21 protein-coding genes and 1 pseudogene are annotated in these 25021 nt (G+C 65.4%); 13 read left to right on the top strand and 9 right to left on the bottom strand.

All coding sequences use genetic code 11. From position 1 onward, the window contains the following. The 5 genes and pseudogenes from ACIQLF_RS14770 to ACIQLF_RS14790 form a co-directional block, all read left to right on the top strand. Nucleotides 1-687: pseudogene (locus tag ACIQLF_RS14770) on the top strand (serine hydroxymethyltransferase); the annotation flags it as partial. Between the two features lie 156 nt (nt 688-843). Beyond that, a complete protein-coding gene (locus ACIQLF_RS14775; RefSeq protein WP_400299843.1) occupies nt 844-2253 on the top strand; it encodes an L-serine ammonia-lyase in 1410 nt (469 codons plus the stop codon). Between the two features lie 151 nt (nt 2254-2404). Then, entirely contained in the window at nt 2405-2911 is a 507-nt protein-coding gene (locus ACIQLF_RS14780; protein ID WP_400299846.1) for a GNAT family N-acetyltransferase, read from the top strand. Nucleotides 2912-3384: 473 nt separating this feature from the next. Beyond that, nucleotides 3385-4743, top strand: coding sequence for a magnesium transporter (gene mgtE, locus ACIQLF_RS14785; protein ID WP_400299848.1), 1359 nt, complete (start codon nt 3385-3387; stop codon nt 4741-4743). Nucleotides 4744-4948: 205 nt separating this feature from the next. After that, a complete protein-coding gene (locus ACIQLF_RS14790) occupies nt 4949-6097 on the top strand; it encodes a hypothetical protein (RefSeq protein ID WP_400299850.1) in 1149 nt (382 codons plus the stop codon). 66 nt (nt 6098-6163) lie between these two features. On the opposite strand, the gene ACIQLF_RS14795 is transcribed toward ACIQLF_RS14790, so the two are convergent. The 6 genes from ACIQLF_RS14795 to ACIQLF_RS14820 form a co-directional block, all read right to left on the bottom strand. After that, a complete protein-coding gene (locus ACIQLF_RS14795; RefSeq protein WP_400299852.1) occupies nt 6164-7177 on the bottom strand; it encodes a metal ABC transporter solute-binding protein, Zn/Mn family in 1014 nt (337 codons plus the stop codon). Nucleotides 7178-7252: 75 nt separating this feature from the next. After that, entirely contained in the window at nt 7253-8560 is a 1308-nt protein-coding gene (locus tag ACIQLF_RS14800; RefSeq protein ID WP_400299855.1) for a YibE/F family protein, read from the bottom strand. A gap of 190 nt (nt 8561-8750) precedes the next feature. Then, the gene (locus ACIQLF_RS14805) at nt 8751-10235 is read right to left on the bottom strand and encodes a gamma-aminobutyraldehyde dehydrogenase (protein ID WP_400299857.1); all 1485 of its coding nucleotides are present in this window, start codon (nt 10233-10235) and stop codon (nt 8751-8753) included. Then, entirely contained in the window at nt 10232-10630 is a 399-nt protein-coding gene (locus tag ACIQLF_RS14810; protein WP_400299859.1) for a cupin domain-containing protein, read from the bottom strand. Before ACIQLF_RS14810 ends, ACIQLF_RS14805 begins: the two co-directional genes overlap by 4 nt. Next, a complete protein-coding gene (locus ACIQLF_RS14815) occupies nt 10627-12084 on the bottom strand; it encodes an NAD(P)/FAD-dependent oxidoreductase (protein ID WP_400299861.1) in 1458 nt (485 codons plus the stop codon). The genes ACIQLF_RS14810 and ACIQLF_RS14815 overlap by 4 nt, the downstream gene beginning before the upstream one ends. Nucleotides 12085-12164: 80 nt before the next feature. Then, entirely contained in the window at nt 12165-13832 is a 1668-nt protein-coding gene (locus ACIQLF_RS14820; protein ID WP_400299863.1) for an amidohydrolase, read from the bottom strand. A 117-nt stretch (nt 13833-13949) separates the two neighbouring features. Here ACIQLF_RS14820 and ACIQLF_RS14825 point away from each other — a divergent pair, with 117 nt between their 5' ends. Both ACIQLF_RS14825 and ACIQLF_RS14830 read left to right on the top strand, forming a co-directional pair. After that, nucleotides 13950-14657: a TetR/AcrR family transcriptional regulator gene (locus tag ACIQLF_RS14825; RefSeq protein ID WP_400299865.1), complete on the top strand. Its 708-nt coding sequence runs from the start codon at nt 13950-13952 to the stop codon at nt 14655-14657. Between the two features lie 334 nt (nt 14658-14991). Further along, entirely contained in the window at nt 14992-15615 is a 624-nt protein-coding gene (locus tag ACIQLF_RS14830; RefSeq protein ID WP_400299867.1) for a D-alanyl-D-alanine carboxypeptidase family protein, read from the top strand. Here ACIQLF_RS14830 and ACIQLF_RS14835 read toward each other — a convergent pair. Together ACIQLF_RS14835 and ACIQLF_RS14840 are read right to left on the bottom strand one after the other, a co-directional pair. After that, entirely contained in the window at nt 15603-16094 is a 492-nt protein-coding gene (locus tag ACIQLF_RS14835; protein ID WP_400299869.1) for a hypothetical protein, read from the bottom strand. The two genes, ACIQLF_RS14830 and ACIQLF_RS14835, sit on opposite strands and share 13 nt — an antisense overlap. 11 nt (nt 16095-16105) lie before the next feature. Further along, complete coding sequence (locus ACIQLF_RS14840; RefSeq protein WP_400299872.1) at nt 16106-18022, bottom strand: primary-amine oxidase; 1917 nt, start codon at nt 18020-18022, stop codon at nt 16106-16108. 171 nt (nt 18023-18193) lie between these two features. Here ACIQLF_RS14840 and ACIQLF_RS14845 point away from each other — a divergent pair, with 171 nt between their 5' ends. After that, the gene (locus ACIQLF_RS14845; RefSeq protein ID WP_400299874.1) at nt 18194-18796 is read left to right on the top strand and encodes a TetR/AcrR family transcriptional regulator; all 603 of its coding nucleotides are present in this window, start codon (nt 18194-18196) and stop codon (nt 18794-18796) included. Nucleotides 18797-18947: 151 nt separating this feature from the next. After that, on the top strand, nt 18948-19877 hold the full coding sequence (locus ACIQLF_RS14850) for a helix-turn-helix domain-containing protein (RefSeq protein WP_400299877.1): 930 nt from the start codon (nt 18948-18950) through the stop codon (nt 19875-19877). Here ACIQLF_RS14850 and ACIQLF_RS14855 read toward each other — a convergent pair. Next, nucleotides 19838-20470 carry a TetR/AcrR family transcriptional regulator gene (locus tag ACIQLF_RS14855; RefSeq protein ID WP_400299880.1) on the bottom strand — a complete coding sequence of 211 codons (633 nt, stop codon included), beginning with the start codon at nt 20468-20470 and terminating at the stop codon, nt 19838-19840. The two genes, ACIQLF_RS14850 and ACIQLF_RS14855, sit on opposite strands and share 40 nt — an antisense overlap. 176 nt (nt 20471-20646) lie before the next feature. Between ACIQLF_RS14855 and ACIQLF_RS14860 the strand changes: the two genes are divergently transcribed. The 4 genes from ACIQLF_RS14860 to ACIQLF_RS14875 all read left to right on the top strand — a co-directional run bounded on the left by ACIQLF_RS14860 (nt 20647) and on the right by ACIQLF_RS14875 (nt 25018). Next, nucleotides 20647-22335 carry an amidohydrolase gene (locus ACIQLF_RS14860; RefSeq protein WP_400299882.1) on the top strand — a complete coding sequence of 563 codons (1689 nt, stop codon included), beginning with the start codon at nt 20647-20649 and terminating at the stop codon, nt 22333-22335. An 82-nt stretch (nt 22336-22417) separates the two neighbouring features. Then, a complete protein-coding gene (locus ACIQLF_RS14865; RefSeq protein ID WP_400299885.1) occupies nt 22418-23422 on the top strand; it encodes an ABC transporter substrate-binding protein in 1005 nt (334 codons plus the stop codon). Then, nucleotides 23394-24230, top strand: a complete 837-nt coding sequence (locus ACIQLF_RS14870; RefSeq protein WP_400299887.1) for an ABC transporter permease — start codon at nt 23394-23396, stop codon at nt 24228-24230. The genes ACIQLF_RS14865 and ACIQLF_RS14870 overlap by 29 nt, the downstream gene beginning before the upstream one ends. Nucleotides 24231-24235: 5 nt before the next feature. Beyond that, nucleotides 24236-25018 carry an ABC transporter permease gene (locus ACIQLF_RS14875; RefSeq protein ID WP_400299889.1) on the top strand — a complete coding sequence of 261 codons (783 nt, stop codon included), beginning with the start codon at nt 24236-24238 and terminating at the stop codon, nt 25016-25018. The last annotated feature ends 3 nt before the right edge of the window (nt 25019-25021 follow it).

Below are 25021 nucleotides of genomic sequence, written 5' to 3' on the forward strand. Positions count from 1 at the left end.
GCGCACTTCGCCGGCCTGGTCGCCGCCGGGCTGCACCCGAGCCCGGTCCCGCACGCCCACGTCGTCTCCTCCACCACGCACAAGACCCTGGCCGGTCCGCGCGGGGGCATCATCCTGACCAACGACGCGGACATCGCCAAGAAGATCAACTCCGCGGTCTTCCCGGGCCAGCAGGGCGGCCCGCTGGAGCACGTGATCGCCGGCAAGGCGGTCGCGTTCAAGATCGCCGCGACCGAGGAGTTCGCCGAACGCCAGGGGCGCACCCTGGCCGGGGCGAAGATCCTGGCCGAGCGGCTCAACGCCGCCGACGTCGCCGCGAAGGGCATCAGCGTGCTCACCGGCGGCACCGACGTGCACCTGGTCCTGGTGGACCTGCGCCACTCGGAGCTGGACGGCCAGCAGGGCGAGGACCTGCTGGCGAAGGTGGAGATCACGGTGAACCGCAACGCGGTCCCGTTCGACCCGCGCCCGCCGATGGTCACCTCCGGCCTGCGGATCGGCACCCCGGCGCTGGCCACCCGCGGCTTCTCCGAGGCCGCGTTCGTGGAGGTCGCGGACATCATCGCCGAGACCCTCATCGCCGGCACCGAGGAGAACAACGAGGCGACCCTCGCGGCCCTGAAGGACCGCGTGCACGCCCTGGCCAACGCACACCCGCTGTACCCGGAACTGGCAAAACTGGCCTAAGGCCCGGTTCACCAGTAACGTCGCTGCGAGTCCGGGATTCACAAGATCCCGGACTCGCAGTGTTTTTACAAACGGTCGTGGTGCGCGTCACATGCGCACCGATCCATCTCCCATTCGACCGCCCCCTCGGCAGTACCTCATGAAGGAAGTCATCTCATGGCTATCAGCGTCTTTGATCTTTTCACCGTCGGCATCGGGCCCTCGTCATCCCACACGGTCGGCCCCATGCGCGCCGCCTACGCCTTTTCCGCAAAGCTGGTGCGCGAGGGCTTCATCGCCGACACCGTCTCGCTGCGCGTTGACGTATACGGCTCGCTGGCCGCAACCGGCCGCGGCCACGGAACCTTCACCGCGATCATGCTTGGGCTCGAGGGGTTTGAACCCGAGAAGATCCTGCCTTCGGAGGTCGACGAGCGCCTGGAAGAAATGGAATCCAGCGGCAAGCTGCAGCTGTGCCGGGCCCTGGGTGCCGGCAAGGAACTTGAATTCTCCGTGGCCGACATGATCCAGCACCCGCTGACCGTGCTTCCCCGCCACACCAACGGCATGAAGCTCGCGGCCCTGGACGCCGACGGCAACACGCTGTGCGAGGAAACCTACTACTCCGTCGGCGGCGGCTTCATCGTGCGCGAGGGCGCCGAGGAAAAGCTCGCCGCCAACTTCGAGCAGGCCATCAACTCCCAGCCCTACCCGTTCCGCACGGCGGCCCAGCTGCTGGAGCACTGCGCCACCAGCGGTCTTTCGATCGCCGGGGTCATGGCCGCGAACGAGGAAGTCCACCGCACCAAGGAGGAAATCCGTGCCGGCCTGCTGCACATCTGGCAGGTCATGGAGGACTGCAAGGACGCCTCGCTGGAACGCGAGGGCGTGCTGCCCGGCGGGCTGAAGGTGCGCCGACGTGCCCCCGAATGGCACAAGCGCCTGGCCAAGGAGGACAAGGACCGCGACCCGGTGTACTGGCAGGAATGGGTGAACCTGGTGGCGCTGGCCGTCAACGAGGAAAACGCCTCCGGCGGCCGCGTGGTCACGGCCCCCACCAACGGCGCCGCGGGCATCATCCCCGCCGTCATGTTCTACGCCACCCACTACGCGCCGGGTGCCAAGTACTGGAACCAGGAAGAACGCGACGATGTCATCGTCCGCTTCATGCTCACGGCCGCCGCCATCGGCGTGCTCTACAAGGAGCAGGCCTCGATCTCGGGCGCCGAGGTCGGTTGCCAGGGCGAGGTCGGTTCGGCCTCCTCGATGGCCGCCGGCGGGCTTGCCGAAATCCTCGGCGGCACCGTTGACCAGGTGGAAAACGCGGCGGAGATCGCCATGGAACACAACCTGGGCCTGACCTGCGACCCGATCGGCGGACTCGTGCAGATCCCGTGCATCGAACGCAACGCCATCGCCGCCTCCAAGGCGATCAATGCCGCGAAGATGGCGCTGATGGGCGACGGCCAGCACCACGTGACCCTCGACGAGGTCATCATCACCATGCGTGAAACCGGCAAGGACATGAGCTCCAAGTACAAGGAAACCGCCATGGGCGGCCTCGCCGTCAACGTCATCGAGTGCTGACCGGCCAAACACCCCGGTTCCCGTCCGAGTAGTCGGCGAACCACGCGATGCCGCCCGGGCCCCAGGCCCGGGCGGCTTTTTCGTGCCACGGCATGGGGTCGGATCCCCGCATCGCCGGAACCGTGCGTCCCGCACTGGTAATCTTCGAAGCATGCTCACGATCAGACCTTTCGAAATCGAAGACCGCGACGAAGCGCTGCTGGCGCGCACCGAACTGGACGCCGACGACTTCGATTTCCTGCTGGGCTACTCCTTCCGCCGCGGTTTCGACGAGTACCTGGACCAGCTCAACGCCCATGAACAGGGCCTCGGTCTTCCGGACGGATGGGTTCCCTCCGCGCTGTGGGGCGCCTACGTCGACGGGGAACTGGTGGGACGCACCTGCATCCGCTTTGAACTCAACGACTATTTGCTGCTGGTCGGCGGCCACATCGGCTACGGGGTGCGTCCTGCATGCCGCCGCCGCGGCTACGCGACAGAGATCCTCCGTCTCTCGCTGGAACAACTGGCACTGCGCGGCATCGAGAAAGCGCTTGTCACCTGCGACGAGAAGAACACCGCTTCGGCACGCACCATCGAAGCGAACGGGGGAGTGCTGGAGAACATCGTCCAGGTCGGAGAGGAACGCACCATGAGGTTCTGGGTTCCCACCAGCTGACGTTGGAGGCCGGTTCCGGATGGGAGACCGGGGTGCGTCCGGGCGCCGCATTGGCCAGCTTGGAGGTTTTCCGCTTAGGATGACCCTAGGGAACGAATTTCGCGTGCCGCCATTGGCATGCAGTCGATCCGCCCCGATGAGACCCTAGAACGGATGGAGGTGACCGCTCGCATGGACGACGGACATAGTCGATCTACCGCACCGCGCGAGCCTCGCCTGAGCCCGCGGGAATCATCCTTTCACCGAGCCTAAGACGTTTTCGGGACACGCCCGAAAAGCCCCACAATCGGCTTGTGGCAATCTCCTGCCATGGCGGTGAATCCGGAAAATCTTCCGGAGAACCTGGTATTCCCCCTTTCCCGGCGATGAGTTCGTGCGGTTGCGGTATTGCATCCACACCTCACTCATTCTTTGCGCACGCCGCGGCACCCACCGCGAATTCCTGCGTGTGCCCAGCCGGAGGGAACCGGAACATGATCAAATCCCCCACCATCTCGTTCGACGAAAACGCCGAACTCTTGGTCAAGGCCCTTGGGGCCAACAACGTGGCGGACGTATCACGGGTGTTGCAGCCCCTTGACGTCACCGAAACGCTCGAACAGCTCGAGCGCCTCAGCACCATCGAACGCGCGCTGGCCTACCGCACGCTGCCCAAGGGCCGTGCCATCGAGGTCTTCGAGCGTCTTGACGCCGCGCTGCAGGCCGACCTTGTCGCGGGATTGCAGGATTCGGAGGTCGCCGAGGTATTCGCGGGCCTGAGCCCCGATGACCGCGTGGCGTTGATGGATGAATTGCCGGCTTCCGTGGCCAACCGCCTGATCCTCGGGCTGAGCGAGAAGGACCGTGCGCTGACCTCCACGGTGCTCGGCTACCCCCAGGGCGCGGTAGGCCGCTACATGAGCCCCGAATTCGTGATCACCCACCCCGAGCTCACGGTGGGGGAGACCCTGGCCCGCGTGCGCGCCCGGCTCGACGACGCAGAGAGTGTCTACACGATTCCCGTGACCGACGTCGGTCGCCACCTGGTGGGGGTCGTGTCGTTGCGCGACGTGCTGCGCGCCGAACCCGACGTGTTCGTTTCCGGGATCATGAAAAGCCCGCTGAGTGTCCCGGCGACCCAGGACGCGGAGGAAGCCGCGCGCTACTGCGCGGACGCCAAGGTGCTGGTGCTGCCGATCGTGGATGCCGAGGAACGGCTGGTCGGAATCCTCACGGTGGACGACGCGCTGCAGATCCTCGAGGATGCCGAGAGCGAAGACGCCGCCCGCGCCGGCGGCAGCGAACCGCTTCGCAGGCCGTACCTTGCAACACCCGTGCGAAGCATCGTGCGGGCCCGCGTGGTGTGGCTGCTGGTGCTGGCCCTCGGTGCGACACTCACCGTGCAGGTGCTCGGGGCCTTCCAGGCGACGCTTGAACAGCAGGTGGTGCTTTCGCTGTTCATTCCGCTGCTGATCGGCACGGGTGGAAACACCGGCAACCAGGCGGCAACAACGATCACCCGCGCCTTGGCGCTGGGGGATGTCCGGCCCCGGGACGTGTTCAAGGTCCTTGCCCGCGAGGTGCGCGTCGGTGCCCTGATGGGCCTGCTTTTGGGGACCCTGGGATTCGCGATTGCCGCATTGGCCTTCTCCGTGCCCATCGGGCTGGTCATCGGGCTGACGCTGCTCGGCGTGTGCACCATGGCAGCAAGCCTCGGAGGGCTGATGCCCTTGCTGGGAAAGGCCGTCAAGGCGGATCCTGCGGTGTTCTCCAACCCGTTCATCTCGACGTTTGTCGATGCCACGGGCCTGGTCATCTACTTCCTGATCGCCACCAGCATCTTGGGCCTCTAGCGCTCCGCAGCAAGCCTCCGGGTTTGCCCGATTGAGGCGGTTCCGCAGGCCCCGCGAAAGCCAGTACGGGGCCCGCGGGCCGCCTCATCCTACCCATCGGGAAGCGTTTCGAACAGACCCTTTCGGCAAGGTGTGCTCCGGTGCTACGGTGGGCAGACGGATCGAATCGGCATGCGGCAAACACCGCGTGGGAAGGAGTTCCCCCATGGCTTCACGCGCAGGTTCCACAGGAATCGACGCCTCGCTCTACCGTCGAGAGGGCCAATGGTGTACGGCCCTTTTCGACGCTTCTCTAGGAACCACCGCCGCGCATGAAGCGGCGGATGAACTTCCGGAAACCGTCAGCAAGATCCTTGCCTCGCAGCAGGCTTCCGAAGCGGACATCAGTGCCATCAGGGAGGCCTTGGTGCCTGCCACCGGTTGTCCCGCACCGGTTGCGCGCTTCGTGGCCGTGAACGGCGGGGAAGTTGTGGTCGACGAACTCATCCAGGGGCTCAAGATCCAAGACCCCGACGTCGACTGCGGGCCCTTCCCGAACCTCGTGGCACTGGCCAGGGCCAGGGGAGGCCAATTCCCGTATCTGGTGGCCGAGGCCAGCCGGGACGGCGGCGAAGTCCGCCTGTACCACTCGTCGATTCAAGAGGTGGGCGAACGTCGCGGGGTCACCGGGGATCCCGAAGAAGCGCACCACGCACGCAAGGTGCCGGGTCGCTACGACGAGCCAAAGAACCAGTCCGCCACCGAAGAGATTTGGCGGCGCAATGCCGATGAACTGGCCAAGCAAATAGATGATTTGGCCCGCGAAAACTACGTGAAGTTGATTGTGCTGGCCGGCGACGTGAAGGCCCGCGAATTGGTGGTCAGCCAGATGGCCCCTGCAAACAAGGCGATCACCACGACCTTGGACCAGCACACCCGAACCGGCGGCGCCGACCTGGCGGCCTTTGCCGCGGCGGTGGCCGAACATGTGAACCTCGTGGTCGACCGCGAGTTGAAGGAACTGTCCGAGAAGGTTGCCAATAGAACTGGCAACGGCCGATCGGATTTGGCGTTGGGCTTCGACGAGGTTGTCGCGGCCCTGCAGCAGGCACAGGCAAGCACCGTGTTGGTCAACCAGTTCCAGGACGACGAGTCCCTGGTTGCGTTGACCTCCGAGCCGTGGCTCACGGGCGAGGACTCGGATGAACACGCCGAGTTGGTCATCGGTTCGTGGCCGGCACCTGAGGTGCTGTTGCGTGCCACGGCGTTGACGGACGCGACGATCCGCTACGTACCGGAGGGCATCCTGCCCGAAGGTGTTGGCATCGCGGCGTTGCTGCGTTGGCCCACGGGCGAGGGACGCCCGGCAGAGTGATTTGAGAAATTCGCAAGCAACGGTGGAGGCCCCTGCACAGGGGCCTCCACCGTTGCTTTAAGATCGCTACTTGACGCCGGTTTCGATGGACTGCAGGTTGCCGGCCATCCATTCGGTGTATCCGGTGTTTGGCGGAAGCGTCTCGGAGAAATCAACGACAGGCACGTTCTGCTTCAGGGCGAAATCACGGATGCGTTCCGTTTGCGGGCTGGCGGTTTGGGTGTTGTAGGCCAGCACGTCGATTTTTCCTGCCGCCAGCAGATCGGTCATCTTCTTCAGGGCCTGCGGTGAAACTTCCGCGCCGCCTTCGATGGCCTCGCTGAACCCGGCCGGCGTCAGGTCCTCCATGCCGAGATCCTCCAGCAAGTGGTAGGGCACGGGTTCGGTCATCGCGAAGTGTCGCCCTTGGACTTCACCCCGGAGGGTCTTGGCGCTGGATTCCAGTCCAGACAACTCCTTGTCCAGGGTTGCTGCGTTGGCCTCGAATGCGGCCCGGTTTTCCGGACTGATCGTTGAGAGCCTGTCCGCGATTTCCGGGACAAGCTCGCGCATGGAATCCAAGTCGTACCAAACGTGTTCGTTGTAGCCTGCGTGCGCGTGGCCGGAGTGGGCATCGTCTTCATGCTCATGCGCGTCATGCTCCGTCGCCTCGTGCTCATGCTCATGCGCGTCATGCTCCGTCGCCTCATGCTCGGGCTCGGGACTCTCTGCGGGGACCGGGGAATGGTCCACCGCGTGGAGAACAGCCTGCTCGGGAAGGTGCAGGTCCTGGGTCAGGTTGTCGAGGAACTGGTCGTACCCGCCGCCGTTGCCGATGACGAGCTGGGCCTTGGAAACGGCGAGTTTGTCGCGGGCCGTGGCCTCGTAGGAATGCGGGTCTTGCGACGGGGAGTCAATGATGGAAACGCTGTCCACCAGGTCCCCGCCAATTTGCCCGGCGAGGTTTGCATAGACGGTCGTGCTGCTGAGCACCTGGATGCGCGAGTCTTCGGCGGGTTGCGCCTGGGCAGTGTTCCCGCAGGCGGCAAGAGCCAGGGTGCCGAGCAGTGCCGCGGCGGCAAGGCCTAGTGATCGAGTCATGAGGGGAGTGGGTCCTTTCGGGACGCGTTGAAAGTGTCGAGGTCCCCACAGTAACTTAAATAAGAATCATTCGCATTAATGGTTGTGTTGCAGGTCGACAGCATGCGCTTCCGGGGCGTGCGGCTGCTCCTGGATGGGCTGGCTGCCTCGAAGTGCGCGTCGGCCGGAACGCTTGGGTGGGCCGCCGTTTCCGGTCGCCTTGACCACCACCACGGCAATGGCCGTGGTGACGGGGATCGCGAGCACCAGCCCGATCGATCCGACCAGGATTCGAATGATTTCCTCCGCCATTTCCCCGGTGCTGAGCGTGTCCAGCAGCGGACGGTCGTAGAGGCTGACCAGCACCAGGATGGGCAGTGCCGCCCCCGCGTAGGCGAAGGCGATGGTGTAGACGGTCGAGGCGATGTGGTCGCGGCCGATGCGCATGCCGGAGGCGAACAGCTGCCGGGCGGTGGAGTGCGGGGCGATCTCCGCCAGTTCCCAGATTGCGGAGGACTGGGTGATCGTGACGTCGTTGAGCACCCCGAGCCCCGCGATGAGCAGCCCGCAGAGCAGGAGGCCGGAGAGGCTCAGGCCCGGGGCCACCGTGTTGAGCGTGAGGGCGGCGTCGTCGGTGGCTCCGGTGAGGGCCGCGGCGTCGGTGGCCCAGCTGGCGATGGCGGCGGTGACGCCAAGGCCGAAGAGTGTCCCCAGCAGGGCCGTGGAGGTCCGGGCGGAAAAGCCGTGGGCAAAATACAGGGCGGCAAACATGACCACCGTGGATCCGACGAGCCCGACGAGCATGGGGGACTTGCCCTCGAGCAGCGCAGGAATCATGAAGCCGACAATGAAAACCAGGCCGCCCGCCAGGCCGAGCAGTGCGCGCAGGCCCCGCCAGCGGGCGACAAGGCAGACGACCGCCGCGTAGGCCAGGGCCAGGACCGCGAGCGGCACCGTGCGGACGAAGTCGACAAAGACGTAGGGGGCCGAGGAGCCGTCGGAGACCTCCGAGAGGTCAAGGTACTTGATGCGGTCCCCGGGCTCCAGGGGGCGCGAGCTCGTGGTTTCCGGCGGCACTTCAAGGGCGAATGTTTTCCCGGCGCCGTCCGGTGCCACGTAGGAGATTTCGCACTTGAGTTCCTTGCCCCCCACGTCCTCGAGGCCCTCGGAGGACGGGCAGGTTTCCGTGAGGGTCCGGGTGACGGTCCCGGTTGCCATGCTGACGCCCGGGCCCGCGTTGTAGGGGTCGTCGAGGAAGGGTGCGTGGTCGCCCGTCGGCCATAGCAGGATGGTGCCCAGCAGGGCCGCGACCCCCACGGGGGCCAGCAGGATCCAGAGGATGAGGTTGGCGCGCCGCCGCCGCCGTGGATCCACGAGTACGTCGCCGTGGTGATGCCCGCCCATGAAAGTGATTCAGCCCCGTTCGGTTTGCTGCCCGTGTGTTCCTTGGGAAGTCTACCGAAGATGGGCTAATGATTCTCATTAAGGATGGCGTTGCCCTGTTTTGGGCGGCGATGATGAAGAACGGCCCAAAACAGGGACTCCCTCGGGCCGGATAGCTCTCCGGCCCGAGGTCGTCAAGGTCCAGCGGCGTTTAGCGCTGCTTGAAGACCGTGTCCTGCCATTCCTTGTGGGTGTCGGTGTCGTGGGAAATGAGTACGTGCTTGACGTTGGTGTACTCCTCGAAGGAGTAGCTGCTCATGTCCTTGCCGAAGCCCGAGGCCTTGTAGCCGCCGTGCGGCATTTCCGAGACGATCGGGATGTGCTCGTTGACCCACACGCAGCCGGCCTGGATCTCCGCGGCGGCGCGCAGGGCGAGGTTGACGTTGTTGGTCCACGCGGAGGCCGCCAGGCCGTACGGGGTGTCGTTGGCCAGCTCGATGCCCTCGTCGTCGGTCTCGAAGGGAAGCGCGACCAGGACGGGGCCGAAGATCTCGTCCTGCACGATTTCGCTGTCCTGGGTGGCGCCGGTGATCAGCGTGGGGCGGTAGAAGGCGCCCGGCAGGTCCGGGGCGAAACCGCCGGAGAGCGCGATGGCGCCCGCCTCCTTGGCGCGTTCGACCATGCCGGCTACCTTGTCGCGGTGCACAAAGGAGATCAGCGAGCCCATGTCGGTGTCCGGGTCGGTGGGATCCCCGACGACCATGGCATCCATGAGCTCGGCGACGCGGGTGGTGAACGTGTCGAACAGCGAGGAATGCACGTAGGCGCGGGTTGCAGCGGTGCAGTCCTGGCCGCCGTTGATGGTGGAGCCCGCGACGGCGCCGTGGGCCGCGGCCTCGACATCGGCGTCCTTGAAGACCACCAGCGGTGCCTTGCCGCCGAGTTCCAAGTGGACGCGCTTGCCGGTCTCGGCGGCCATTTCCATGATGCGGCGCCCGACCTGGGTGGAGCCGGTGAAGGAGCTCATGACCACCTGCGGGTGGCGGACCAGCGCCTCGCCGATCTCGCGGCCGGTGCCGACGACCACGTTGATGACGCCGGCCGGGATGCCCGCGGCGGTCGCTGCCTCGGCGAAGAGCAGTGTGGTGCCCGGGGTCAGCTCGCTGGGCTTGAGCACGATCGTGTTGCCGGCGGCGATGGCCGGAAGGATCTTCCAGGCTGCCATCTGCAGCGGGTAGTTCCAGGGGGCGATCGAGCCGATCACGCCGATGGCCTCGCGGCGGATCATCGAGGTGGAGTTGCCGGCGTAGTCGCCGGCGGCCTGGCCCTGCAGGTGGCGCGCGGCGCCCGCGAAGAAGTTCACGTTGTCGATGGTGCCCGGCACGTCGAACTCGTGGGACATGCGTGTGGACTTGCCGGTCTGCTCGGTTTCCAGGACGGCGAGCTCCGCGGCGCGGGTGCCGAGCTCGGTGGCGAAGGCCAGCAGGTGGTCGGCGCGGGCGCCCGGGGTCAGCCGGGACCAGGTCTTGAAGGCGGCAGCGGCCGCTGTGACGGCGTCCTCGACGTCGGCAACGGAGGCGAAGTCGAGGGTCTGGGCGACCTGGCCGGTGGCCGGGTTGACGCGCTCGGCGACGGGCCCGCGTCCGACGCGGTATTCGCCGTCGATGTACTGGTGGCCCTGGGGGATCGTGCTCATGAATTGCTCCCGGTGTTCTCGGTGGGGGTGAAGTAGATCTTGCGCAGCGGTTCGGTGACGGTCCAGGTGGTTTTCATGCCGGCGCTCAGCCGCATGACGGTGCCCGGGACCAGCAGGGCCGAATGCGCGGGGCGGCCCTCGAAGTCGTCGATGACCACCGTGCCCTGGCCCGCGGTGACGATGAAGACCTCCTCGGCCTCAACGTCGTACATGGAACCTGCGCTCATCTCCCAGATCCCGAACTCCGTGTTGCCCAGGGTGCCCAGGTCAAGGACGGCGGTGCTGGTCGATGCCGTGGCGGCCTGGTCGGCGGGGACAGGTTCGTGGTCCATCGGCACGAGGTTGATGCGCAGGGCCTCTCCGCCGCGCAGGTGCGGCCATGGTTGGGTGCTCACGAGTCGAACCCCATCCCCACGGCGTCCATGACCTTCAGGAACGGCCCGCGCTTGCCCTCGTTGCGGTCGGCCTTGACCAGTCCGTTGGTCATCAGCTTCACGCCCAGCCAGGCCACCGGCTCCGGCGGGAAGGGGATCGGCTTCTTCTTGACCATTTCCAGCTCGGTGAGCTCGGTCTTCCGCCCGGAGAGCAGGTCGAGCATGACGCGGGCGCCGAAGCGAGTGGCACCGACGCCGAGCCCGGTGAACCCGGCGCAGTAGGCGACGCGGCCGTTGTGCGAGGTGTCGAAGAAGGCGAAGAAGCGGCTGCAGGTATCGATGGCCCCGCCCCAGGCGTGCGAGAACTTGATGCCCTCAAGCTGCGGGAAAACGCCGACGAAGTGCGCGGCGAGCTTCCGGAACGTCTCCGGGTTGTTGTCGTACTCGGGCTTGACCGTTCGGCCGTAGTGGTAGACCGCGTCGTACCCGCCGAAGAGGATGCGCCAGCCGCCGTTCTCGTCGACGGTGGGCCGGGAGTAGTGGAAGCGGTTGTTCATGTCCGTCAGGCCGGTGTTGTTGTGCCAGCCGATGGCCTCGCGCTGGGCCTCGGTGAGCGGTTCGGTCATCAGCGCGTAGTCGTACACCGGGATGGTGTGCAGGCGGTGGCGCTTGAGCAGCGATGGGAACACGTTGGTGGCCAGCGCGACCTTCTTGGCGTTGACGGTGCCCGCTCCGGTGCGCACGGTGACGGCGTCGTCGGTGGCGGACAGCGCCTCGCCCTTGGTGTGCTCGAAGATCTTCACTCCGAGCTCCAGACAGACGCGGCGCAGGCCCCATGCCAGCTTGGCCGGGTGGACCAGCACCGCCGATTCCTTGTCCCAGATGCCGCCCTCGAAGAGTGGGGAGTTGATGTGGGTCTTGACCTCGTCGGCATCGAGGAACGGGACGCCCGCGTTGGCCTCGGATTCCTCCTTGAGCCAGGCAACCTGGTGCTTTTCGGTGGCGACGTTCAGCACGCCGGTTTCCCAGAAGTCGCAGTCGATGCCGTACTTGCGGATCGTCTCGGCGATGCCGGCAAGGTTTTCGATGCCGAGCTCGGTGAGCCTGGCGTTTTCCTTGGGAAGGTGCGTTTCGCCGTTGGATTCGCCGTGGACCAGCGAGGCCTCGCAGAATCCGCCGTTGCGCCCGGAGGCAGCCCAGCCGATGGTTTCGGATTCGATCAGCACGACCTCGCGCTGCGGATCGGCTTCCTTGGCCAGCAGCGCGGTCCAGAGCCCGCTGTAGCCGCCGCCGACCACGAGCAGGTCGGTGTCGATGCTGCCCTCAAGCGCCGGAAGCGCGGCGGGGCGGTCCGGGTGCTGCAGCCAGTAGGGGGAGTGGTCGGTGCCGGCCAGCGCGGCGTCGATGACGGAGTCGGGGGTGTTGGCTTCGATCAGGTCGAAGGACACGGGGGTGCCATTGGGAGTGGTGCTCATGGAATTTCCTTGCATGGATGATGTGAACGCAATGTTCGTGTGCAAAACGCGATGGGTGTGGAATGGGGGAACCGGTGGCCCTAGACGCTCATGGCTGCGCGTTCGTACACTGCGCGTCCTGCGGCGAGGGTGAGTTCCACCCCCACAGCGTGCAAATCGTCGGAGGCAAGGGCAAAGGGATCCGAATCCAGCAGGACCAGGTCGGCGCGGGCCCCGGGGCGGATCCGGCCGCCCTCGTGGTCGCGGTTGATCCAGGCGCTGCCCTGCGTGTAGGCGCGCATGGCCTGCAGCAGCGTGATGGACTGGTCCGCGACGAGGGGTTCGGCGCCCGGGTAATCGGGGTGGGTGCGGTTGACGGCCACATGGATGGCTTCCCACGGGTTGGGGGTGGAGACCGGCCAGTCCGAGCCCATGACCAGGTGCGCCCCGGAATCGACGAGTGAACGGAACGGGTACTGCCACCCGAGGCGTTCGGCGCCGAGGATCGGGTTGGTCAGCTCGACCATTTGGTCGTCGTTGCAGGCCCACAGCGCCTGGGCGTTGATGCTCAGACCCAGCGCACCGAAGCGCGGCACGTCGTCGGGGTGGATGATCTGCAGGTGCGCCAGATGGTGGCGTCCGCCGGTGGTCCCGTTGGCGGTGCGGGCCGCCTCGATGGCGTCGAGCGCCAGGCGGGTCGCGGCATCGCCGATGACGTGCAGGTGCAAGTCGAATCCCGCGGCATCGAGGGCCACGGCAACTGCCGTGAGAACGACGGGGTCCAGGTATTGCGGGCCGGTGTTCTCGGGTGTGTCCGGGGCGCAGTCGCAGGTGCGCAGGTAGGGCTCGAGCATTGCGGCGGTCTGGTTTTCCGCGATCCCGTCGACCATGATCTTGGCCGTGGTGGTGCGGAACCCCGCGGCGGCGTTTTCGGACCGGCGAGCCAGGAAGTTTTCGACAAGCGCCGGGACGGCTTCCAGCGTTGTTTCGCGCGGCACCCACAGGGCGCCTGCAGCCTGCCCGGTGGCCAGCCCCTCGGCATAGAGTGCGCGGTAGGCGGGTGACACGTCGGAGTAGCCGGCGTAGGTGCCAAGGATTGCTTCCTGCCATCCGGTGACGCCAAAGGAATGCAGGTAGGCCTGCCCTGCCAGCAGTCCGGCACGCAAGGTTGCGGCATCGGGTGCCGGGATGAATGCGGTGACAAGGTCCATGGCGCCCTCGTGCAGGGTGCCGGTGGGGTTGCCTGAAGCGTCGCGTTCGATGCGTCCGTCGGAGGGGTCCGGTGTCCGGGCGGTGATGCCGGCCAACCTCAGGGCGGCGCTGTTGACCCAGGCGCCGTGGTGGTCGCGGTTGAGCAGGTAGACGGGGCGGTCCGGCACCAGCGAATCCAACAACTCGGCGGTGGGGGAGCCCCCGGCGAAGTCGCTCATCGACCATCCGCCACCCGTGATCCAAGCATCGTCGCATCCGGCAGCGTAGGTCCCGATGAGCTCGCACACTTCGGCGATGCCCGCGGCGCCGGTCAGGTCGCAGGCCAGGGACTCGAGTCCGCCCATGATGTTGTGCACATGGGCATCGGTGAAACCGGGCGTCAGGGCCCGTGAACCGAGGGCGATGTCGTGATCGGGATGCGGCAGGATTGCGCGAACCCTGGATTCCTTGCCCACGGCAATGACCCGCCCGTCGCGCACGGCGACGGCACTTCCTGCATCCAAGACCGTGGCTCCATCGAAGATGGTCCCCGAGTGGAAAAGCCAGGTGTCGTTCACGAGAGCCCTCTCAAAAAAATACCGCGAGGTAAAATGTGTTTCAGTTCATAAAATCGCAGTAACGTCTTAAAGTCAACACCGTTGACAATATTGAGCGGCCGAGGAGCCAAGCCAGCCATGGGGAACAACACTGAGAGCGGTCCGGATGCCAAGCCGCGTCGCCGTGCACAAGGACTGAATCGAGAGAACATTCTCGAGGCATGCCTGCATTTGGCCGCAGACTCGGCCACCGACACGCTCTCATTCCGCAAGATCGGCAAGGAGCTGGGAGCCGATCCCACCGCGCTCTACCGGCACTTTGCCGACAAGGACGAACTCCTCCTGGCGCTCGCCGATCGGGTTCTGGACATGGGCATGGAAGGCTACGAGCAGGGGCCGTATTGGGAGCTTTCGCTGGAGGAGCTCCTGCTCCGCGCCAGGGCCAGTTTTCTGCGCTATCCGTCGGTGGCGACGCTGGCGGCCCTGCGGGTGACCCGTCAGGAGGGCGAGATGAAGTTCGTCGAAGCCATGCTTGCCGTCCTGAAGCTGGCCGGGTTCGAACTGCGGGAGGCTGCATTGATCCATCGGGCATGTGCCGACTTCATGTTGGCGTGGACCGGTTTCAGCGCGGGGTTGCTTCTCCTGGGCGAAAAGTCCACCGAAGATGACCGGGCCTGGGTGGCGAGTTATGCGAAGGTGCCCCGGGCGGATTACCCGCTGGCGGTGGCATCCGTGGGGGTCATGGCAGAGGTGCAGGACGACGAGAATTACCGGTTTGCCATGGGCCTGCTGATCGACGGGATCAAGGTTCGGCTGGGCAAGGGCACGGACAAGTCTCGGAGCTGACAAAATCCGGCTTCGAAAACCACCGGGCCGCGTTCGCGCCGGGTCTTCCCAACCGGGGCATTGGGCCCTGCCCCAGGGTATCGGGGGGTGGAAGCGTGCCGGACCCGGATGTATGGTGAATTGAATTTCAGCGAAATATCCTCGATGCGTAACCAGCCAAGTCGGGAAGAAGGCAAACGCGATGCCATTCGAGAAGAGATCCGGTTTCCCCCGAGTGTTGGTGATCGCGACGAGCCTCGCCGTGGCCGCGGTAATCGCTGCAACCGGCCCGGGAAATGCACAAACTGCACCGTCTGGCATTGACGCTGGTGTCTCCATCCAAATCCTGCCTCTGGTGGCCAAAAAAGTCGATCCGGGACTCAACGCCATGGCATCGAAGGCCACGGATTCGTCGAAGCCGCCCCTGAAGGCGCCGGCCAAATACGAGCTCGGATTCATCGTCAACAAAGACCACAAACTGAGCCCAAGCTACAAGCCGGCCTTGAAGGCCATTCCCGGGACCTCGAAACAAATGACCCCCGAGGCGGTTGCTGCCTTCTCCAAGATGCGCAAGGCTGCAAAGAAAGACGGGATCTCGCTGACGGCGGTGTCGGGTTACCGCTCCTACGCCCGCCAAAAGGTGCTGTTTGCCTATTACTCCCGCCAGTTGGGTGCCAAGCAGGCCGCACGCGTCTCCGCACGGCCGGGAACTTCCGAACATCAGACCGGTCTGGCCATGGACGTGGGCGCATCAAGCGGCCGGTGCGTGATTTCCAAGTGCTTTGCAAGCACCCGTGAGGGCAAGTGGGTGGCCAAGAACTCGCACAAATACGGGTTCATCATGCGCTACCCCAAGGGCGCCGAGAAGACCACCGGGTACGCCTACGAACCCTGGCATTTCCGCTACGTCGGAACCGCGATTGCCAAGGACATGAAGAGCAAAAAGGTCAAGACCTTGGAGAAGTACTACACCAAGTAGCGGGCAGCACGGCCCGAGGGGAAAGCGCGCCGCATGCCGATGCTGCACAGCATGACGAGCGCCAATTCGGCCGCGGCAATGGCGAGCATGGCGCCTGAAGCCGCCGTTGCCGCGGTTGCTGCACCGTGGACCCCGTGCTGGTGGCCGCCAAATCCCAACGCCATGAACGTGTGGACGATGGCCATGAGTGCCGACATGGCCAACAGCCCGGACAGCGCCTGCGGGCCGCCCCATGCCCGGTGCGCACATTTCAGGCACGCGGCGACCATTGCGGCCAACAACAGGGTTATTGGCAGGCCATGCGGGAACACCACCAGGAGCCACCCGTGGGCAAGGCCCAGGGCCATCGCCGTGGCGGCAATGGCCCTGGCCAGGACCTGACCGGAAGCCGCAGGCGGCGGCGAAGCCGTGGCCGCGGAACCGGGGGCCGGATCCCATGCGGGCGCCGCTGTTGCGACACCCGCATGAATCGTCGTCATGGTGTGGATGCCTAGCTGTGGCAGGACTTGCCGGTGGCCGGCGCCGGGACGTCGAGGACCGGCGAGCGGTCGAAGAAGCCCTCGGGGCGCAGCTTGAACCCGATGGTGTCCACCGGCATGATCGGCCAGTCCTCGGGACGCGGGAAGTGGGTCAGCCCGAAGGTGTGCCACACGACGAGGTCCTTGCCGTCGATGTCGCGGTCGGCCTTGACCCACTCGGGCAGGCCCGCGCCGCCCGCGTGCTGGTTCACGAAGTCGCCGGTCGGGTAGCGCTCACCCTCCGCGGCCGGGGTCACCCACAGTGCCTTGGAGGCGAAGGTCGCGCGGCGGTAGATGGAGGAATCCTCGTCCGCCAGCAGGGTTGGCTGCCCGGCAGGGTGCAGCTTGTAGCCCACCGGGTGGCCAAGGCGGTTGGTGGATTCAGGGTTGGACACCACCCAGGTGCGTCCCTTGGACGAGTCGGCGTCGCGGATCGCCTCGGATTCGCGGGTGAAGACCGTGCGCTTGCGCGAGAAGGCGTTGCCGCGCAGGTTCTCGGGACCGGTGGGCACGCGAACCACGTCCTCTTCCTCGACGCGGCCCGGGCCGCCGTCAAGGGCGAAGTCCAGCCGGGCACCGAAGAGGTGCTGGTGGTACGGGGCGCCGAGGCCCGGCGCCATTTCCGAGGCGTACGGGTAGTCGCCGCCCGGGTGTGCGCTGGTGAACACGATGCCGGTCGCCTTGGCCTCGAATTCGATGGTGCCATCGAGGTACAGGTACCAGTAGAAGCCATAGTCGTAGTTGCCTACGGTGGTGAAGAACGAGATCACCAGGCGGCGGTTGCGGCGGGTGTAGTTGATGCCGCTCCACAGGTCCGAGTGCTTGGCCAGGATCGACCAGTCTTCCTCGTGCATGCAGATGCCGTTCTTGATGGTGCGCGCCTCGCCGCGGGCGTTGGAGACCACCGGGGACATGTAGTGGATTTCGCCCAGGCAATCGCAGCCCAGCTCCAGGGAGTTGGCGAACTGGCCCACCAGGTATTCGCCGGTGTCGAAGTAGTTCTGCCAGCTGCGCACGGGGGAGGGGTCGCCGTAGGGCACTACCATTTCGGCGATCGAGGCGCGGTTGAGGATGCGTCGGGGCCGGCCCTTGTCCTCGAAGGAGATGTTGTGCAGCACCAGGCCCTCGCGCACGTCGAAGCCCACATCCAGGCTCCACTTTTCCCACTCGACGTGGTTGCCTCCGGTGACCATGAAGCTGGGGCCCTCGGGCTGGGTGATGGAGATCGGCTTCTGCGTGGTGCGCAACGGGCCGGTGAGTTCCGGGTCGGTGTAGTTGCCGTGCTCGGCAGGGATGTCCACGACGCCCAGGTCGATGACCTGGTCCACGCTGCGGTTCGCCACGTCCACGTAACCGACCAGACCGTCGACGGGGTGTGCCCAAGCCGAATCCTCCGGGTGGTTCTGCACGAAGGCCAGGCCGCGAAGGATGCGCCGCCCGGATTCTTCAGGGTATTCGAAGACGCCGGCGGACAACGGTGCCACGCGGACGTTTTCGACGGCCAGGTTGCGCTTGGCCAGGGCCTCGAGCCAGCGGGGGTCTTCGGAGAGCAGCTGCTCGACCATCTCGAATTCCTCTTCCAGGACCGGCAGCTCGCCGCTGGTGGCGGTGTCCAGTTCGACGACGCTTTCGATGATCCGGTTCGTCACCGAAACCACGACGTCCTTGGGGCGGGAACCCGCAACATCGAGTAGGAAGACGCGGAACCGGCGGTCCACCGTTTCCTCGCCGCGGCGTGGATCTTCCAGGCCCAGGTAGGTGACCCGGGCCGACTCCGGGAAGTGGCCGTTCTCGGAAAGGATGGCGCGCACCGCATCGATTTCTTCGCTGCTGGCCAGTGCGTAGGCACCGGTGCCGGTGTGCTGTTCGGTGGCGTTGCTGAGGGTCATGAGCTTGCCTTTCGGGGGGAGGACTTGTGGGGTGTGTGCCATCTCGAACGGTCGTGATGTGCGCCACGTTTATATTCTCTGATTGTAGAGAATAGCCACGATCGTCGTTCTTTACAAGGGGTTGACTTGACGGGCCCGAGTGACTCCGAGGTCGCGGCGGCGACCCGTAGGATGGACGACATGCCGAAAATTGTGGACCATGACGCACGTCGCCTTGAATTGGTTGAGGTCACGTGGAGGGTTATTGCCCGACGGGGATTCGACGGGGTGACCCTTAGGGACGTTGCCGCCGAGGCGGGCTTTGCCAACGGTGCGCTTAAGCCCTACTTCCCCACGCGCGCCAGCCTGATGCGCGCGACCTTCACCCACGTGTTCGGCCGGACGAATGCGAGGATCGAAAGAGCCACCCGCGGGCTGGACGGGCTGGAAGCCCTGCGCAGTTTCGCCCTGGAGGTTCTTCCGATGGATGCGGATCGGCTGGACGAGGCCCGTGTCGTGATCCCGTTCTGGCAGATGGCCATTCATGAGCGGGAGTTTGCCGAAGTCAACGACGAGGCCATGGCCCAGTGGCGAGCGCTCATCCGGCACTGGATCTCCGAGGGTATCGGCGGCGGCGTTCTGCGGGGTGAAATCCGGGTCGATCACGCGAGTGAATCCCTGCTGACATTCCTCATGGGCGCGCAGGTGGTTGCGGTTCTGGACGCAAAATTCAACACCCCCCGATTGCTTCAGGAGCAACTGGATGCACACCTGGGCATGCTGAAGGCGGACTGATCCGCCGAAAATTTCTAAACCCTCCAGCCAGAGAAAAAACGTGACTTTGCGAGCTTTCCGGCGTAGATTGGCACCAATGTGATGCCACTCACTGACCCGTCCGATGTATCGGCAGGGGATGTTGGCCGGATTGGGGAAAGGTTCGCCGCTCGTGTACCAGCTGCAGCATGTTGATTCCTTCAGCGCATGGAAGGAACTTGTTTCCGGGGCCTTCGTTCCGCTGCTCTCCGAGCCGGTTCGTCCGGGTGCCTTTTCGGGTGCCATTGCCGGAAACCAGCTGGGGAGCGTGGGTGTCATGGAAGTCGCCGCAACGGCCCACGTGGTTCGCCGGACCGAGGAGCTGGTGGCGGCCGGGGATACGCCGTACTTCAAGCTCAACCTTCAATTGAGCGGACACGGCATGTTGCTCCAGGGTGGACGCGAGACGGTTCTGCGCCCCGGCGAGCTGGCAATCTACGACACCCAGCAGCCATACACGCTCTTGTTTGAAGAGGATTTCCGGACCCTCGTGCTGATGTTTCCGCACCACCTTTTGGGGCTTCCCGCCCGCGACGTTTCGGAGCTGACTGCGGTTGGCATCGGATCGCGGAACCAGATCGGCTGCGCGGTGGCTCCGTTCCTGACCCAGATCGCTCACATGTTGCCGCAGATGGGTGGGCCCATTGGCCAACGCCTGGCGGCCAACGCCGTCGACATTCTTGGAACCCTGCTGGCCAGCGAGCTCCATGAGCGAAATGAACTGCTTGACGGGAATCAGTCTCGCCAGATCCGGCAAATCCAGGCATATATCGAGGAGCATCTCTCGGACTCGAGGCTGAGTCCCGGCGCGGTTGCCGATGCACATTTCATGTCGTTGCGAAGCTTGCACAAGCTCTTCGCTGACACCGGGCACACCGTTGCCGAGTGGATCCGCACCCGGCGCCTCGAGCATTGTCGACGGGACCTTGAGGACCCGCTGCAGGTCCAGGTGCCGGTGGGTGCCATCGGCGCGCGGTGGGGCTTGCCCGACGGCGCCCACTTCAGCAGGGTTTTTCGTGCGTCCTACGGCTGCTCGCCGACGGCGTTCCGCTTGAGTATCTGAAAGATTATCGAATCGATCAGTATCTCGACCAGCTGCCACGAGCGTTCGTCATCGGGGTCGGCCAGGTGTTGCAGGCTGATGCCGTCAATGTTCGCGATGAATGAGCGTGCAATGATGTCCAGGTCGCGTGGATCGGCGACTCCGGAGGTCTTGGCGCCGGCCTCGAAAATCGAGACCGTTGAATTTACCCAGCCCTGGTACATTGACCGGTTGATTTCAATTGCCCGTTCCATTTCGTCCCCGGATTTCATTCGATTCCGGCGAAGCAAAAGCTCAAAAGTGGTTACTTGTTCGTGAGGCGTGTTTAGCATTCGTCGCCAAATTCTTTTGGCGTGCTCCCGAACGGATTCCTCCAGTGTCAAGTCGCTCTGCATGGGCTCCAGCTCGCGGGCGTAGTCCCGGCTGAGGAAATTGTAAACCTCGTCAAGAAGCTCATCCTTGCTGCGGAAGCAATAGTGCAATGCCGCCAGCGGGGCGTCGGCTTCCGCCGCAATTCGCCGTGTCGTGGCAGCAGCAATTCCCTCTCGCGCAATTACCCGAGCAGCAGCCTCAACAAACTGGTGACTGCGATCTTTTATGGAAACGTGTGCCATTTTCGAGATGCCTTCCTGTGCAACTTGTATTCCATCCTACGGATCCTCACCGAAGGTCGCGGAAAGAAACTTTTCGATAGTTCTGGTCAAACGACTAAGTCATACGACATACTCTACTTGGCAAGTTAGCTGGATCACACCAGGCGTGACAATTTGACGAAGGGGAGTGCAAGCAAATGACGGGAACCAACCAAGCAGCAGACGTTGTCATCGTGAACGGACAAGTTCACGGAGCCGACGCATCCGCGGGGGACGCCACTGCCGTTGCCGTGACAGGCCGTCGAATTTCAGCGGTCGGCGGCAGCGAAATCCGGGATCTCATCGGAAACCGGACCCGGGTCATCGACGCGCAAGGCGGGGCTGTGCTCCCCGGAATCAACGACGGCCACCTGCATTTCGTCGAGTCGGCGGTCTCCGAGCACGGGACGCTGTCGGTCGGAAGCCATGTGGCGGGCAGCTGGGCGGAAGTCGTCCGCATCCTCGAGGATGCGGCTCCGGCTAACGACGGCTGGATTCGCGCACATGGCTGGGACGAAGCAGTGCTCGGCCACGGAGGCCCGGAGCACGTGTTTGGTCTTCGACCGGAATCCCCGTTGGTTGCCTACGACCAAACAGGGCACCAGCTGCTCATGAACGAAACCGCGGCCCGGCTGGCCGGGCTCGATTCATGGACCGGCGGCTACCCCGACGGCGTCGTGGGACGCTTCGCCGACGGAAGGGCAAACGGACTGCTGGTCGACGCGGCCGTCGAACTCGCGGGCAAGGTCGTCCCGCAACTGGGAGATGCCGAACTCAAGGAATGCATCGTCAAGCACCAGCGCCTGTTGCACTCCCTGGGAATCACGTCGCTGACGGAACCCGGCCTGGGTCCGGGCGGCGAGGGACTCATGGGAGGATCGAGTGCAACCCGGAGCCTGTCGCTGCTGGCGGATCTCGCGGCCGACGAGGAACTGACCCTTCGGATCAACGTGCTGTTGCTCTTCTCCTCCACCGGCGGGGCGAACGAAAACGACGTCCGCACGGGACTGGCCGGAGACCTTCCAGGCAGCCTGCGGCGCCGCGGCATCAGCGAAGACCTCCTGCGGATCGCCGGGGTCAAGATCTTCGCCGACGGCATCCCGCGTTCCGGCACCGCGTGGATGAGCGAACCCTACGAGACCCCTTGCGGCCACAACCACGGAAGCATGGTCATCGTCGGGAATTCCGATGCCGAGCGCGAGCAAGAACTCCGCAAGATCATCGACCGCATCCATGAGGGCGGACTCCAGGCCGGAATCCACGCCACGGGCGACGCGACGACGGACGCCGCCATCGCCGCCATCGCCGATGCCCAGGGGAAAAACCCACGCGACGCACGGCACTACATCATCCATGGCGCCTTCAAGGACCGGGAAACCATCGCAAGGTTCCAGCGCCACGGCGTCGGCCTCAGCACGAACCCGACCATCCGCTCGGAGGCCGGGGCCCTGATGAAGAAGATCCTGGGCGCGGAAAGGTTCGACGGGCAGCAGCCGCTGTCCTCGCTGCTGGCGGCGGGAGTGCCGACGAACATCGCCTCGGACGCGCCGGTGACCACGCCGGACTGGCGGGAATCGGTCATCGCGGCCGTCACCCGGGACACCACGGCCGGCCCGGGCGCCACCGACGACCCCGAGCGGGTCGGCTTCCGACAGGCGCTGGAGATGATGACCATCCACCCCGCGTGGCAGGACCACTCCGAGGACCGCAAGGGGCGCCTTGCCGCCGGTTACCTCGCCGACCTTTGCATTCTCGAAAAACCGGTTGCCGACGATGTCCGCGCACTGCGCGACAACCCGACGACCCACACGATTTCCAACGGCAGTCTCGTCTATTCGGCGTTGTGAACGAACCGTTCTCCCGCAACGCCTGCCCCACCAAATCACCACGCGCCGCCTCCGTGGCGGCGCCAACACTCCAGGAGCAAAAGTGAAACTTTCCCTACGTTCAATGGCCCTGCTCGCCGTGGGCTCGCTGACCCTGTCAATGGCCGCCTGCAGCACCGGAAACGAACCCGCCGCGGCACCCACGCCCGGCGGCAGCACCACCCTGAAGGTCGGCACCATCGGCCTGACCTCCGACGCGGCCATCGAGCTGGCGAAGACGAAGGGCTACTTCAAGGACGAAGGCCTCACCGTCGAAACCTCCGTGGTCGCCAACCCGCCCGCCGGAGTGGCGGCCGCCCAGAGCGGCCAGCTGGACCTGACCTACACCCCCTCGATCCCGATGTTCAACGCGCTGTCCCAGGGCGTGCCGCTGAAGATCGTGGCGGCCGCCGACGGCTACAGCGACGACGCCATGGGCAAGAGCGACCTGACGCTGGTCGACGACACCGCGCTGATCGTCGGCAAGGATTCGCCGATCACCTCGGTCGGCGAGCTGGAGGGCAAGACGATCTCGGTGCCGGCGCGCAAGGCCCAGCTTGAGGTCACCATCTCGAATGCGGTCAAGCAGGCCGGCGGGGACCCGTCCAAGATCAACTGGATCGTCCTGGACTTCTCCTCCGCGGTGCAGTCCCTGAAGCAGGGCCGCGTCGACGCCGCGGGCCTGGTGGCCCCGTTCACCTCCAAGGCCGTTGCCGACGGCGGCAAGGTCGTTTCCTCGCCGGGCGTCGAGTTCTTCGAAAAGGGCGCCGTCGGCCTCTACGTCGCCGGGGAATCCACGGCGACCAAGAAGGCCGAGCAGCTGAAGGCCTTTGCCCGCGCCATCAACAAGGCCAATGCCTACGCGAACGAGCACCACGACGAGGCCCTGGAGATCGCCGCCAAGCTGACCGACACCCCGCTGGAGGTCCTGAAGAACTCGGCACTGACCTACTGGCCGACCGAGGTCCGGTTCGCCGACATCCAGCGCGTCGACACCCGCCTGGCCGAGCTCGGGTTCCTGCCGGAAGAGGTGAAGATCGATGACAGCCTCATCCTCAGCGACAAATAGCCGCACGCCCAACGGCCTGCTGGTCCTGCCCCAGCGCGATTCCCGCAGCACCCGGACCCTGCTGGGCGCCCTCGGCGCAGTGATCGTGCTGGTGGCCTGGCAGGTTGTCGCGGCCGCGCAGCTCTTCGGCGACGCGGTTCCCTCGGTGTTCGAGACGGCCGGCAAGCTGGCCGCGCTGCTGGGGACCCAGGAGTTCTGGGCCGAGCTGTCGGTCACCGTGCTCATCGCCCTGGCCGGCCTGGTCTTCAGCGCGGTGCTGGGGATCGTGCTGGGCATCCTGATCGGCACCTCGGCGGTGCTCAGGTCGCTGACCCTGGCGGTCTTCGAGTTCCTGAAGCCGATCCCGCCGATCGTCATCCTGCCGCTGGCCGTCATGGTGCTGGGCCCGACCTGGCCCATGGCCTTCGTGCTGGTCGCGTTCGGCTGCTCGCTGGCCATCGTCATGCAGACGGCCTCCGGCGTCCAGGACACCGATCCCGTCGCGCTGGCCACCGCCCGCTCCTTCGGCATGACGCCGATGGAGATCAAGGCGCGGATCGTGCTGCCCAGCGCCAGCCCGTTCATCGGCACCGCCATGCGGGTGGCCGCGCCCACCGCGCTGGTCATCGCCGTGGTTGCCGGGCTGCTGGGCGGCGCCCCGGGCCTCGGCCGCTCGATCTACCAGGCCCAGGCCGCCGGCAACTTCTCCACGCTCTACGCCCTGGTGATCGTGCTGGGCATGCTGGGGCTCGTCTTCCACTGGACCAGCTCGTGGGCCGAAGCCAAGGCGCTGCACTGGCACCCGTCCCACCGGGAGGTATCGCTGTGAAAAACATGATGTCCAAAAACAAGATGCTGCTGGTCCTGCTGGGCATCGCGAGCCCCGTGGCGGCGCTGGTCGCCTGGTGGACGCTGTCGGAGAACTCGACGAACGCCTTCTTCCCGCCGCTGAGCCGGATCATGGAGCGCTTCGCCGACCTGTGGCTCTTCGAGCATTTCAAGTCCGACGTGCTGCTGAGCATGGGCAACCTGTTCACCGGGTTCCTGATCGGCATCGCGGCCGGCGTGCTGGTCGGCTTCGTGCTGGCGATGGTCCCGACCATCCGCTGGATGTTCGAGCCGACCATCCACTTCTTCCGCGGCATCCCGCCGGTGGCGATGATCCCGATCGTCATCACGCTGATCGGCTTCGGCCCGGAAATGCGCGTGGCCAACATCGCGCTGGCCGCGTTCTTCCCCACGCTCATCGCCACGATGGACGGGATCCGCGGCCTCGACGGCTCGCTGAAGGACGTCTGCTCCGTCTACCGGCTCACCCCGGCCGAACGGATGGTGCGCGTGTACCTGCCCGCGGCCGGCCCGCAGATCTTCTCCGGGATGCAGGTCAGCCTGCAGGTGAGCTTCGTGGTCATGATCGCCTCCGAGATGCTCGGGTCCTCCCAGGGCATCGGGGCGATGACGCTGCTGGCGCAGCAGTCCTTCATGTCCGCCGACATGTGGGCGGGCATCCTGCTGCTCGGCGCCATCGGCTTCCTGGTGAACATCGTCTTCGAGCTCATCAAGGGACGGGTGCTGCGCTGGTACGTCGGCTCCCGCCGGGTGGAGCGTGCCGCATGAGCA

Source organism: Paeniglutamicibacter sp. NPDC091659, from assembly GCF_044756805.1.
Taxonomy (GTDB): Bacteria; Actinomycetota; Actinomycetes; order Actinomycetales; family Micrococcaceae; genus Paeniglutamicibacter.